The organism is Cryobacterium frigoriphilum (genome assembly GCF_004403305.1).
In the GTDB taxonomy this organism is placed as follows: domain Bacteria; phylum Actinomycetota; class Actinomycetes; order Actinomycetales; family Microbacteriaceae; genus Cryobacterium; species Cryobacterium frigoriphilum.
In genome coordinates this window covers 1-12,011 of sequence record NZ_SOHE01000072.1, presented here as the reverse complement: position 1 = coordinate 12,011, position 12,011 = coordinate 1, and the positions used below count along the sequence as shown (strand labels likewise).

Here is a 12,011-nt window from a genome sequence, read left to right as displayed (position 1 = left end):
ATTTTCGGTCACGATACGCACTTCGCAGCGTGACGGATCACCGCGTGCAAAGGAGCAACATGCAGGTTCTACTGAACACCGACCACAACATCGACGGCACCGCCGGTCTGACCGAGTACGTGGAAACCACCGTGGCCGCGAGCCTTTCTCGCTTTGCCCCGCACATCACCCGCGTCGAGGTTCACCTCAGCGACGGCAGCGCGGGCCGGTCCACCGGCGATGACATCAAGTGCCTGCTCGAGGTGCGCCCCGCCGGCGGCAGCCCGATCACCGCGCACAACAATGCGTCCAACGTCGATGACGCCCTGAGCGGCTCGCTCGAGAAGATGGAACGCCTGCTCGAAACCGCCTCCGGCAAGCTCGACGACCGCCGCGGCGACCTCGCGTCGGAGATCGCGGAGCAGCTCGCCGAGAAGCAGGCCGCACAGGCCTGATGCGGCCGCTGGGTCCGGCTTCCTGAGCCACGTCTGCTGCCCGGCCCCGGCCGCGCTGCTCGTGCTCTCGAGGCCGGACAGGTGAGCCCGCTGCCCGCGCCGCCTCCGGCCGCAAGGGTTGTCACGGCTACCCTGTCTCGTTAAAATGGAAACTCGGCGTGTGAAAAGCGTACGCATGAGCTGTACTTTCGAGGCAAGGACCAGTGCATGACGATCATTGAAGCCCGCGGTCTGACCAAGACCTACAAGTCCAAGAGCGGGCCGGTGCACGCCCTCGCCGGGCTCGACCTGACCGTGCCGCGCGGCACCGTGAAGGCCCTGCTGGGCCCGAACGGCGCCGGCAAGACCACCGTCGTCAAGATGCTGACGACGCTCATCCGCCCCGACAGCGGCACCGCGCTCGTCGACGGCATCGACGTCGTCGCCAACCCCAAGGGTGTGCGCCGCATCATCGGCGTCTCGGGCCAGTACGCGGCGGTCGACGAGAACCTCACCGGCTTCGAAAACCTCGAGATGGTCGGCCGCCTGTACCACCTCGGCGGGCGCGCGGCCCGCAAACGGGCGCACGAACTGATCGACCTGTTCGAGCTGACCGCGGCCGGCAACCGCCCGGTGAAGGGCTTCTCCGGCGGCATGCGCCGCCGCATCGACCTCGCCGGCGCCCTCGTCATCAACCCCAAGGTGCTCTTTCTCGACGAGCCGACCACCGGGCTCGACCCGCGCAGCCGCCTCGCGCTGTGGGACGTCATCAAACGCCTCGTCGCCGATGGCACGACCGTGCTGCTGACCACCCAGTACCTCGAGGAGGCCGACCAGCTCAGCGACGACATCATGGTCATCGACGGCGGCAAGGCCATCGCCGAGGGCACCTCCGACGAGCTCAAGGCGCAGATCGGCGGGCACCGGCTCGTCATCGCGCTGGTCAACGCCGCCGACAGCGCGCCCGCCCGCCAGATCATGGCCCGGTACGGCTCCGGCGAACCGACAGTGACGACCGACGGCCGCGGGGTCGAGGTCGCCGTCACCGACGGCCCGGCCGGCCTGCAGCACGTTCTCGCCGAGCTCGGCGCGGCCGGCATCGACCTGCACGACGCGGGCATGCGCCGCCCCACCCTCGACGACGTGTTCCTGAAACTCACCGGCCACAAGGCCGATCTCTCCGTGACAGACGACGACGAGACGGATGCCGCGAAACCCGCGAAGGGGCGCCGCGCCCGCACCGACAACCCGAGCGATGCATCCTCTGACACGCCCCCGCGGGAGCTGGTGAAATGACCGCCATCGCCAGCACCCTGCCCGACTGGAACCCGCTGTCGCTCTGGTACAGCGACGGCTGGACCGTCACCAAGCGCAACCTGATCAAGATCAAGCGTTCACCCGACATGCTCGTCTTCGCGGTGATCCAGCCGATCATGTTCGTGGTGCTGTTCAGCCAGGTCTACGCGGGTGCGATCCAGGTGCAGGGCACCGACTACGTGCAGTTTCTGATGGCCGGAATCTTCGCCCAGACCGTGGTCTTCGGTGCCACATTCTCGGGCGCGGCAATGGCGCAAGACCTCAAAGAGGGCATCATCGACCGGTTCCGCAGCCTGCCGATGTCGGCATCCGCCGTGTTGATCGGTCGCACCAACAGCGACCTCGTGCTCAACACCATCTCGATGGTGATCATGATGGCGACCGGCCTCGCGGTGGGCTGGCGGGTGAACTCGACCGTGCCGGAGTTTCTCGCCGGGGTCGGGCTGCTGCTGCTGTTCGGCTACGCCTTCAGCTGGGTGATGGCGCTGCTCGGCATGAGCGTGAAAAGCCCCGAGGTCATCAACAATGCCTCGTTCCTGATTCTGTTCCCGCTCACGTTCATCTCGAACGCGTTCGTGCCGAGCGAGACCCTGCCGACCCCGCTGCGCATCTTTGCCGAGTTCAATCCGGTGTCCTCGCTCGTGCAGGCCGCCCGACAGCTGTTCGGCAATGAAGGTTCGGCGCCGGTGCCCGACATCTGGACCATGCAGAACCCGATTCTCACCGTGCTGATCGGTGTCGCCGTGATGCTGATCGTGTTCGTGCCGCTGTGCATCCGAAAATTTGCGTCGATCAGCTCGCGCTAACCCTCACCCATCGCTTCACCCATCGCCTCACCTATCTAAGGAGCAGCCATGACGTCACCCACCGCAACGCGCATCGGTATCGCCCACGGCTTCAGCGGCTTCGCCGTGGCCGACCTCGGGGCCACGAAGAAGTTCTATGGCGAGACCCTCGGTCTCGACATTCAGGAACAGGGGGAGATGGGCCTGCTGAGCCTCACCCTTCCGGGCGGCGCCGAGGTGATGATCTACCCGAAACCCGATCACGTGCCGGCAGTGTTCACTATTCTGAACCTCGCGGTCGACGACATTGACGTGGCCGTCGACGAGCTGACCGCCCGCGGTGTCGTGTTTTTGCGCTACGACGGCTTCGAGCAAGACGACAAGGGCATCGCCCGCGGCGGCGAACCGCAGATCGCCTGGTTCACCGACCCGGCCGGCAACATCCTCGCCGTCCTGAAGTAGCGTCCCCCGCTCTCGCGGATCAGTGGCGGGGTGGCCCGGGTCAGCGCAGGCGGCGCTTGGGGTTGCGGGTCGGGCGGGTGCGGCCGGGCGCGGCATCGTGCGATTTCTTCACGGCGGGCTTGGCCTTGGCGATCTCGGCACGTTTCGCCTTCGCGGCGGCCTTCGCCTTGTCGGTCTTCTTGGGCTTGCGCTCGGGTTTCACCGGGCGAGCGTTCTTGGCGGATGCCGCGGGGTCGGCCTCGGGGGTCGGTGCGGCCGGCGTCGGCGTGCGCGAACTCGCACTCGACCGGCCACGCACGATGCCGATGAATTCCTCGACGAGGTCGGTTGTGGCATCCGTCGGCCAGGCCAGCGCGATCTGGGTGTCGGGCACGCCGGCGACCGGGCGGCTGACGACGTCTTTGCGGCCGTACAGCCGGGCGATCGAGTGCGGCACGACGACGATGCCGACGCCGGCGGCGACCTGTTCCATGACCTCGTCCATGTCGCGCATCGGCGGCAGCGCTCGGCGGGAGCCGTCGGCGATCTCACTCGCGAGGTCGCGCCAGGCGGGCACGTCGTCGGGATCCTGCAGCAGGTGCTCGTCGGCGAGGTCGCCGACCGCAACCGGCTCGGTTGCCCCTGCCACGTCGAGGTCGTGGCCCTTGGGCAGCACGACGACCGGGATCTCGTTGTAGAGCGCGATCACGCTCAGGCCGGTCTCGTCGATGGGCAGCCGCACCAGGCTCACCGCGGCGCGCTCGTCGCGCAGCACCTCGATTTGCTCGGGCATCTCGGTGCGGAACACCTGCAGCGGCGTTTCGGGGCGGCGCTGGCCCCAGATGCGGGTCCACTTGGTGGGGGTGACACCGGCGACAAAGGCGATGGAGAATGTCATCGGTATCCGTTCATAAGAATTCAGAGGGTCTGGGAGGGGTGCGGGCACACAAAAGCGCGCCTCGGGGCGTGTTCGACCGCGAATCGCCCAGACGGGGGTCCCTTCAGGCTATACGCTTGAAGGATGAGTTCCGAGAAGAAGCCCCAGACCATGAAGCCCGCCACGGCGGCACAGAAACTCGGGATTCTGCTCGACGCGGCTCCCGCTGACTTTCAGACCGAGCCGGTGAGCCGGACCCAGCTCGCCGCCCTGATGGAAAACCCGCCGGAGTGGCTTGTGGAACTGCGCGCCAACGGCCCGCACCCCAAGCAGGTCGTCGCCGCCAAGTTGGGCGTGTCCATCTCGGGTCTGGCCCGCAGTGAGGTCACTGACCCGCTCACCACCGCCGAGATCAGCGCCCTGCTGCAGGCCCCGCCGGCCTGGCTCGTCACGGAACGCTCCACCCAGGCCGGCGTGCGCGCCGAGCAGATCGTGGTCAAGGACCGCGACGCGCACCGCGCCGCGAAGATCGCCCACGTCGCCCGTCAGGCCGCTCAGGAAGAAGCCGCCGCCGAGCGCGGCACCGGAAGCACCGGCAAGAAGCGCTAACCCGCCGCATCCTTCCACGGTCTGAGGGTCGGCTTGCCTGGTTTCGACCGCTCCTTCGTCGCGGCTCAACCGGCGGCTGCGGGGGTCTCGCTGGTTGAGTAGCGGGCACGCCCCACGCCCGCGTATCGAAACCGCGTGAGACGGCCTATGGTCTGAGGGTCGGCTTGCCTGGTTTCGACCGCTCCTTCGTCGCGGCTCAACCGGCGGCTGCGGGGGTCTCGCTGGTTGAGTAGCGGGCACGCCCCACGCCCGCGTATCGAAACCGCGTGAGACGGCCTATGGTCTGAGGGTCGGCTTGCCTGGTTTCGACCGCTCCTTCGTCGCGGCTCAACAGGCGGCGGCGGGGGTCTCGCTGGTTGAGTAGCGGGCACGCCCCACGCCCGCGTATCGAAACCGCGTGAGACGGCCTATGGTCTGAGGGTCGGCTTGCCTGGTTGCGCGCGCAGGCTCAACCGGCGGCTGCGGGGGTCTCGCTGGTTGAGTAGCGGGCACGCCCCACGCCCGCGTATCGAAACCGCGTGAGACGGCCTATGGTCTGAGGATCGGCTTGCCTGGTTGCGCGCGCAGGCTCAACCGGCGGCGGGGGTGACCGCCGGTCAGGCGGGCGGGTACTGCTCGCGCAGAAACGTGACGACGTCGCCGAGCTCGTCCTGTGAGATCGAGTGCGGCATGCCCTCGTAGATGCGCTCCGTGAGGGTGCTGTGGCCCGGCAGCCAGGCCTGGGTGCGGTCGATCGCGCTCGGCGGAATGACGGTGTCGGCCGTTCCGCGGCCCCAGAACACCGGCAGCGGATGCTCGACCAGGGTCTTGTCACCGGCCTGCGTGGCCGTCGCCACGAACCCGGACAGGTTTACCGCGAAACTGAACCGCTCGGGAGCAACGCGGAGGAGTTCGAGCGCCATGGCTCCGCCCTGCGAGAAGCCGAGCAGGCCCACCGACGTGGGCTGCTGCGGCAGCATGTCGAGCCACGCCAGCACCGCCGTGACCGCCGTGTCGACCGTCGCGGGGTCGGGGCTGCCCGGTTCGTTGATCGGAAACCAGGCCCAGCCGTCGGTCACCGGCAGGGGAGCGGGCAGCGGCGCGCGCAGCGCGGCGATCACGGGCTCGAGCGGCAGGTGTGGTGCGAGCGAAAACAGGTCGCCTTCGTGTGAGCCGTAGCCGTGCATGATGATCAACAAGGGGCGGTCGACCTGGTCGGCGCCGGTCGCTGACCAGAGCACGGCGGCGCTGTCGATGGGCGTGGTGATGGTCATGGGATCCTCCCGGTAGCTTGCGTCGCGGGGCGCGCGTACTCCCATACTTTCATTGCCGTGGTGTGGAAGGCATCCGTTTGGCGCAATCGTTGCGGGCGGAGCCTCCGCGTAAGACAGAATGGCATCATGACCGTGCGCACCCCTGACCCTGATCCGGACTGGACGCCGAAGCCCGACAACGGGGGGCCCAATATGAACCCCGGCTGGCTGAGCGATGTTGAACTGGCCGAGATTCGCGGGCGACTGCCCATTCTGTACATCGAGGCGGTGCCCGTGCGCGTCGATGGTCTCGGCCAGGTCGTCGAGGTCGGCGTGCTGCTGCGTGCCCGGCCGACCGGCGAGATGACGCGCACCCTGGTCTCCGGCCGCGTGCTCTACGGCGAGACCCTGCGCGACGCGCTGTTCCGCCACCTCGAGAAAGACCTCGGCCCGATGGCGTTTCCGCAGCTGCCGGCGAGTCCGATTCCGTTCAGCATCGCGGAATACTTTCCGATGCCCGGCATTACGGCGTACATGGATGACCGCCAGCACGCCGTCTCGCTGGCCTACGTCGTTCCCGTCACCGGCACCTGCGACCCGCGGCAGGACGCCCTCGAGCTGACCTGGATGACGCCGGCCGAAGCCGCGTCGCCGGGGGTGTCGGCCGAGATGGAGGGCGGGCGCGGTTCGCTGCTGCGTGCGGCCCTCGCATCCGTCGGCGTGCTGCGCTAGCACCCACCCAGCCACGCACCCAGCCACCCACCCAACCCGGGCGGTCCGGTTTTGCCGGCTCCCGCCGTGGCTAATTCAGGAAATCTGGTCCGGAACAGGCTGATTCGGCCCTGTGGAGCCGGAAAGTCGGCACTTTTCCTGAATTAGCCACGGTGTGGGCCGAGTGAGACCTGCAGGGGAGTCCGGCCGTGGCCGGCGTCAGGCGTCAGTCCGTCAGCCGTCAGCCGTCAGGCTTCAGGCGTCAGGCGAGGCCGAGAGTGCCGAGGAACAGGCCGGTGACGCGGGGCACATCCACGTCGAGGGCCACCTCGACGCTCTGCCACTCCTCGGCGAGGCCGTGCACGATGTCCTCGCCCGGATTGCGGCGCAGGTCCGCGAGGGTCTGGCCGCGCCCGTAGCCCGAGAGCTGAACCCGTAGCGGCAGCAGTCGGGTGCGGAGCGCCTCAGGGTCGACGAGGGCGCACACCGCGCCGGCGTCGCCGATGAGGCCCGAGTACTCGGTGTCCCCGTCGGAGCCGGCCAGCACCCGGTTGGTCAGCAGCGCGCCGACGACCCGGCCGAGCGGTGACTCGCCAACGAGCAGCGCCTCGGCCGTGGCCTCGTCGACGGCGACCCTGTTGAACACATCGAGTCCGTACATGTAGGTCGGCACGCCGCTGTCGAGCACGATCGCGGCAGCTTCGGGGTCGTGCCACACGTTGAACTCCGCCACGGCGGTCGCGTTGCCGACACTCGTCGAGCCGCCCATGAAGACGATGCGCTCGATGTTGCCGGCGAGGCCCGGGTAGAGGCGCAGCAGCAGCGCGAGGTTGGTCTGCGGGGCCAGCGCGACAAGTGTCACCGGTTCGGGGCTGGCCTCGATGAGCTGGCGCATCAGCTCGACCGAGTTGAGCGGCACGGCGCGACGCTTCGTCGCCGGCAGCACCAGACTGCCGAGGCCGCCCTCGCCGTGCACGTGGGAGGCCGCCCGGGCCGGCTCGATCAGCGGTCGGTGGGCGCCGGCCGCGACCGGCACGTCGCCGGCACCGGCCACATCGAGAATTCGCAGGGTGTTCTCGACCACTCGGTCGAGTGAGGCGTTGCCGGCGACGCAGCTGATGCCGAGCACGTCGAGCCCGGGGTGTGCGAGCGCGAACAAGATCGCGAGGGCGTCGTCGACCCCGGTGTCGACATCGAGGATAACGGGGATCGGGCGCGGGGTTGCAGACATCCGCTCAGCCTAGTTGCGCACTGAACAGGCCTAGCGCAGCAGTCGAACCTCGTGCAGCTTCTCGCCGAGCACCTCTTCGGTCTTCTCGCTGCCATCGGCCGTGTAGCCGTTGCGGGCGTAGAACGCGTGGGCGCGCGGGTTGTCGGCGGCGACCCAGAGTACCGAGGGGCCGGGGTCGACGACGGCGTCGAAGAGCAGCTGGCCGACCCCGGTACCCTGATGCGACGCCAGCAGGTACATGATCTTCAGCTCCCGCTCGGCTGTGACATCGGTGTCCGTGCGTGGTGCGCTCGCAGCGAAGCCGACGATGTCGTCGCCGTCGACGGCAACCACCTGCCGGTAGTCCCCGCCCTGTTTGGTGATGCCGCGCCACATATCGGCGAGGCGCTCCGGGCGCAGCCGCGACAGGGCGGCCTGGCTCAGCAGGTGATCATAGGTTTCGTGCCAGCAGGCGGCGTGTACGCGGCCCAGGGCATCGGCATCCGCTTCGGTAACGGGTCGAACGACAACGGTGGTGTTCATGATTCGACCCTAAGCGGCTTTGCGCGGGCACACAAAACGGGCCGGCCTCGTGAGAGACCGGCCCGTTCTTATGCGCTCAATGGGTGCTGAGCGGATGCTGCGGGGTGCTTAGCCCTGCGAGCGGCGGGGGCCTGAGCCGCGGCTGCCGCCGGTGCTGCCGGAGCCGGCGCCGCGAACGAGGCCACCGACCTGCAGGCTGCCGGCGCGTGCTCCGCCGGAGCGGCCAGCGGCCGAACCCGAACGGGCCGGAGCGGCCGCAGCGGGACGAGCCGAACGCTCGCGACGAGCGCCACCGGTCGATGCGCCGTCGCTGGAACGACCGCCATCGCGGCCACCCTGGCCACCGCGGCCACGGCCTGCATCACCGTCGCGTCCGCCACGACCGGCGTCGGCGCGGGAGTTCTCGGAGCGACCATTACGGCCACCCTGTTCGCCCTGTCCGCCACGGCCACCCTGGCCGCCGCGGCCGCCCTGCGAGCGACCACCCTGCGACTGGCGCTGCTGCTGCTGCGGTTCGACGCGGGGGAGCGGCTTGACGTACTCGGCAACGTCGCCGACGAGGGCGTCGACGGCGGGCGAGGAGGCGTCCACGCGCTGCGGGGTCACCTTGATGGCGGCCTTGCGCAGTAGCGCGTCGGTGTCGCGCTTCTGCTCGGGCAGCACGACGGTGACGACGTCACCGGCGCTACCGGCGCGGGCGGTGCGGCCCGAGCGGTGCAGGTACGCCTTGTGCTCGGCCGGCGGGTCGACGTGGATCACGAGTTCGATGTCGTCCACGTGCACTCCACGAGCCGCGACGTCGGTCGCGACGAGAACCTTGACGGTTCCGGCGCTGAACGAGGCGAGGTTGCGGTCACGGGCGACCTGCGAGAGGTTTCCGTGCAGGTCGACGGCGGGGATACCCGAGTCGGTGAGGCTCTTGGCGAGCTTCTTGGCCTGGTGCTTGGTGCGCATGAAGAGGATGCGGCGTCCGCTGCCCGAGGCGAGCTTCTGCACGAGGTCCTTCTTCGCGTCGACGCCGGTGACCTCGAACACGTGGTGGGTCATGGCGGAAACGTGGCTGTTGGCCTCGTCGACGGAGTGCAGAACCTCGTTGTGCAGGAAGCGGCGCACGATCTTGTCCACGCCGTTGTCGAGCGTGGCAGAGAACAACAGGCGCTGGCCGTTGGTCGGCGTCTTGTCGAGGATGCGGGTCACGACGGGCAGAAAGCCGAGGTCGGCCATGTGGTCGGCCTCGTCGAGCACGGTGATCTCGACGGAGTCGAGGTTCACGAAGCCCTGCTTCATGAGGTCTTCGAGGCGGCCGGGGCAGGCCACGACGATGTCGACGCCGCTCTTGAGCGCGGCGACCTGACGGTTCTGCGAGACGCCACCGAAGATCGTGGTGGTGTTCAGGCCGTAGGCCTCGGCGAACGGGGTGAGGGCGTTGGTGATCTGCGTGGCGAGCTCGCGGGTCGGCGCGAGAATCAGGCCGAGCGGGCGGCCAGGGCGGCGCTTGCCGCCGGCGAGCTTGCCGCCGAGGCGCGCGGCCATCGGCAGCGAGAAGGCGAGGGTCTTGCCCGAGCCGGTCTTACCGCGGCCGAGCACGTCGCGGCCGTTGAGGGTGTCGGGCAGGGTGTCGACCTGAATGGGGAACGGGCTGTCGATTCCCTGGGCGGTCAGAACCGCGACGAGGGGAGCCGGCACGCCGAGCGCGCTGAAAGTTTTAGACAAAGTGGTGCCTTTCGGGCATCAGACTCCTCGCCCGTTCAGCACCATCGCACGCTGCGCTTCAGGCAACGCACGGATGGTGGAACAAGGAGGATTCACGTGGCGAAGGTGCCGATGGGCACATCCGTTCGCCGTAAGAATGATTTGTTCGAAAAATCGAGCCCACCGATACCCGGCGGCTGCGATAAGAAGAGGGCGTTCTACGACGCAGCGAGCGCGTCAACGCACTCGCAGTGCTCTTACTCTAGCGGATGCTGTCAAGCCCCGCCCGCAAACCGGCGCGCTCAGGCGGTCGTCAGGCCCGGCTGCCGGGATAGAGCTCCCCGACGGGAACCTCGACGGTGACCGTGTTTCCGGGCTGTGCGAGGGGGCAGGCCCACATCGGATCGTAGGCACACGACGGGTTGTAGGCGAAGTTGAAGTCGAGAATGAGGGAGTCATCATCGGCTCCGGGGCCGAGGTCGGCGCCCTTCACGGTGTCGAGCAGGTAGCGTCCGCCGCCGTAGGTGCCGGCCGGTTTGCCGGCCAGGGCGTCTTTGATCGGCACGAAGAGACCGCCGGCATAATTCGCGATGCGCCACACATCGAGTGCGCCCAGGTAGGGCAGGCGCACGGTGCCGACGAGATCGAACGGAATGGTGCCATCCGTTCCCGTTTCGACACTCATGCGGTACGGCTCTTCGGCGCGGTGCACCTCGACCTCGAACCGCCAGTCCGGGTCGTAGCCCGAGATGGGCAGGCCGGTGAAGGCCGCGCGGTCGTCGGGCAGCAGCGGCGACGACGGATGCCCCGCAAACAGTTCGTCGCGCCCCGAACGCCACAGCTCGTGGCCGGCAGCGGGGTTCTGCACGCTGAGGTGCCGCACCCCCGCGTAAAGGCCGAACACGCGGCGACGCCAGTCGGCAATCTGCAGGGCACCCAGAGAAGAGGTCATGGGGTGACGCTAACAACACCGTCTGTGCCGTTGTCTGTGCCGGTGCCGGTGCCGGTGTCGCTGGGAGTCTCCACGTCGACGCCGAGGTCGAAGCGCCAGGTGGGTGCGAGGCGCTTGATCTGCGCCATGCGCCACTGCCAGAACACCCAGAATCCGGGCCAGACCGCGAGGGTGGCGTGGCCGGCCCGAAAGATCAGCTGGTCGCGGTAGAGCGTCTTGCCGGGATGGTCGGGGTCGGCGGCGATCGCCATGCGGTGGTCCCAGTGGGTGACGGCGGCCATCGAGCCTGAGACTCCGCGGCCGGTGTCGCGCAGGATACGCACGGTGCCCGCGCCGTTGCCCGCGGCGGTGCCGGTGCCGGCCTGCCGCAGCGTCGTCTCGCTCAGCCGGATCACCTGCATGCCGAGCGGCACGAGTCCGAGGCCGCGCATGGTGACGGGGTGCTCGCCGGGTTCCCAACTCGTGGGAAACCCGTCGGCCTCCAGGGATTCGACGGTCATGACGGGGGAACTGACCTCCCGAAAAACGGCGGGGCTGTGAATGGCGCGCCACGCGGCATCCGGTGTGCAATCGAGGGTCTCTTTCAGCAATACGCGCATGTGTCCAGTCTGGTCGGCGGCGCGGTGTTCGACAACCGCGGTGTTCGACGAGCCCGGTGTTCGGCGAGCCCGGTGTTGTCCGGCCCGGTGGCTGGCTCACGGCCGGGCTGCTGTAACAATGAGGGGTGGCAATTCGGTTCTGGCTCGGTGTGGCGCAACGCGACCGCGTGCTGCGCGGCGTGCAGATGGGTATGGCCCAGGCCACCGAGGGTGCCCGAACCGTGCTCGAGAGCATGAATGAGTCCGACGGGCTCGTCTATTACTCGCCGCGCGACACCTGGGAGGGCGAGGCCCTGCGCGAGTTCACCGCGATCGGACGCATCGCTCCCGGGCCGGCCTTCCAGACCGGTGACTCGTACTCTGCCTACAATCCGTGGCGTCGCCGCACCGATTACGACACGGATGCCGTGGCCGCCTCGATCCGCCCCCTGCTGTCGGTCCTGGACCTCAGCAGGGGCAATCCCGACTGGGGCTACCAGTTGCGGCGAGGCCTCATCGAAATCTCCCGGCACGACTTCGAGCTCATTCGCCAGCAGATGCGCCGGCCGAGCGCCGACGACCGCTAGCCGGCCCGGTTCGGCGCGGGTCGGCAGGCCGGCTCGGCGCGGTGCGGCGCGGCGCGGCTCGGCC

The 12,011-nt window shown here is 68.6% G+C and carries 14 protein-coding genes; 7 read left to right on the top strand and 7 right to left on the bottom strand.

The annotated features are described in order from the left end of the window. Window positions 1-59: 59 nt before the first annotated feature. From E3T55_RS16850 to E3T55_RS16835, 4 genes are all read left to right on the top strand, one after another. Window positions 60-434: an HPF/RaiA family ribosome-associated protein gene (locus E3T55_RS16850; protein WP_134520715.1), complete on the top strand. Its 375-nt coding sequence runs from the start codon at window positions 60-62 to the stop codon at window positions 432-434. A gap of 207 nt (window positions 435-641) precedes the next feature. Next, window positions 642-1,709 (top strand): ATP-binding cassette domain-containing protein, encoded by a 1,068-nt coding sequence (locus tag E3T55_RS16845; RefSeq protein ID WP_134520714.1) that lies wholly within the window; start codon window positions 642-644, stop codon window positions 1,707-1,709. Next, window positions 1,706-2,536 carry an ABC transporter permease gene (locus tag E3T55_RS16840; RefSeq protein WP_134520713.1) on the top strand — a complete coding sequence of 277 codons (831 nt, stop codon included), beginning with the start codon at window positions 1,706-1,708 and terminating at the stop codon, window positions 2,534-2,536. Before E3T55_RS16845 ends, E3T55_RS16840 begins: the two co-directional genes overlap by 4 nt. A gap of 48 nt (window positions 2,537-2,584) precedes the next feature. Continuing rightward, complete coding sequence (locus E3T55_RS16835) at window positions 2,585-2,977, top strand: VOC family protein (protein ID WP_134520712.1); 393 nt, start codon at window positions 2,585-2,587, stop codon at window positions 2,975-2,977. 40 nt (window positions 2,978-3,017) lie between these two features. On the opposite strand, the gene E3T55_RS16830 is transcribed toward E3T55_RS16835, so the two are convergent. After that, window positions 3,018-3,854 (bottom strand): LysR substrate-binding domain-containing protein, encoded by an 837-nt coding sequence (locus E3T55_RS16830; RefSeq protein ID WP_134520711.1) that lies wholly within the window; start codon window positions 3,852-3,854, stop codon window positions 3,018-3,020. Window positions 3,855-3,977: 123 nt separating this feature from the next. Between E3T55_RS16830 and E3T55_RS16825 the strand changes: the two genes are divergently transcribed. Further along, the gene (locus tag E3T55_RS16825) at window positions 3,978-4,442 is read left to right on the top strand and encodes a DUF5997 family protein (protein WP_134520710.1); all 465 of its coding nucleotides are present in this window, start codon (window positions 3,978-3,980) and stop codon (window positions 4,440-4,442) included. 596 nt (window positions 4,443-5,038) lie between these two features. On the opposite strand, the gene E3T55_RS16820 is transcribed toward E3T55_RS16825, so the two are convergent. Continuing rightward, window positions 5,039-5,695, bottom strand: coding sequence for an alpha/beta hydrolase (locus E3T55_RS16820; RefSeq protein WP_134520709.1), 657 nt, complete (start codon window positions 5,693-5,695; stop codon window positions 5,039-5,041). 126 nt (window positions 5,696-5,821) lie between these two features. On the opposite strand from E3T55_RS16820, the gene E3T55_RS16815 reads away from it, so the two are divergent. Next, window positions 5,822-6,406, top strand: a complete 585-nt coding sequence (locus tag E3T55_RS16815; protein WP_134520708.1) for an NUDIX hydrolase family protein — start codon at window positions 5,822-5,824, stop codon at window positions 6,404-6,406. Between the two features lie 241 nt (window positions 6,407-6,647). On the opposite strand, the gene E3T55_RS16810 is transcribed toward E3T55_RS16815, so the two are convergent. The 5 genes from E3T55_RS16810 to E3T55_RS16790 all read right to left on the bottom strand — a co-directional run bounded on the left by E3T55_RS16810 (window position 6,648) and on the right by E3T55_RS16790 (window position 11,381). Then, the gene (locus tag E3T55_RS16810) at window positions 6,648-7,616 is read right to left on the bottom strand and encodes a nucleoside hydrolase (RefSeq protein WP_134520707.1); all 969 of its coding nucleotides are present in this window, start codon (window positions 7,614-7,616) and stop codon (window positions 6,648-6,650) included. 30 nt (window positions 7,617-7,646) lie between these two features. Then, window positions 7,647-8,138: a GNAT family N-acetyltransferase gene (locus tag E3T55_RS16805; protein ID WP_134520706.1), complete on the bottom strand. Its 492-nt coding sequence runs from the start codon at window positions 8,136-8,138 to the stop codon at window positions 7,647-7,649. A 108-nt stretch (window positions 8,139-8,246) separates the two neighbouring features. Beyond that, window positions 8,247-9,851 carry a DEAD/DEAH box helicase gene (locus E3T55_RS16800; protein ID WP_134520705.1) on the bottom strand — a complete coding sequence of 535 codons (1,605 nt, stop codon included), beginning with the start codon at window positions 9,849-9,851 and terminating at the stop codon, window positions 8,247-8,249. Between the two features lie 292 nt (window positions 9,852-10,143). Beyond that, window positions 10,144-10,782 carry a DUF1684 domain-containing protein gene (locus tag E3T55_RS16795; protein WP_134520704.1) on the bottom strand — a complete coding sequence of 213 codons (639 nt, stop codon included), beginning with the start codon at window positions 10,780-10,782 and terminating at the stop codon, window positions 10,144-10,146. Continuing rightward, window positions 10,779-11,381, bottom strand: coding sequence for a hypothetical protein (locus E3T55_RS16790; RefSeq protein ID WP_134520703.1), 603 nt, complete (start codon window positions 11,379-11,381; stop codon window positions 10,779-10,781). Before E3T55_RS16790 ends, E3T55_RS16795 begins: the two co-directional genes overlap by 4 nt. Window positions 11,382-11,506: 125 nt before the next feature. Between E3T55_RS16790 and E3T55_RS16785 the strand changes: the two genes are divergently transcribed. Next, window positions 11,507-11,947 (top strand): EVE domain-containing protein, encoded by a 441-nt coding sequence (locus E3T55_RS16785; protein WP_134520702.1) that lies wholly within the window; start codon window positions 11,507-11,509, stop codon window positions 11,945-11,947. Window positions 11,948-12,011: the final 64 nt, after the last annotated feature.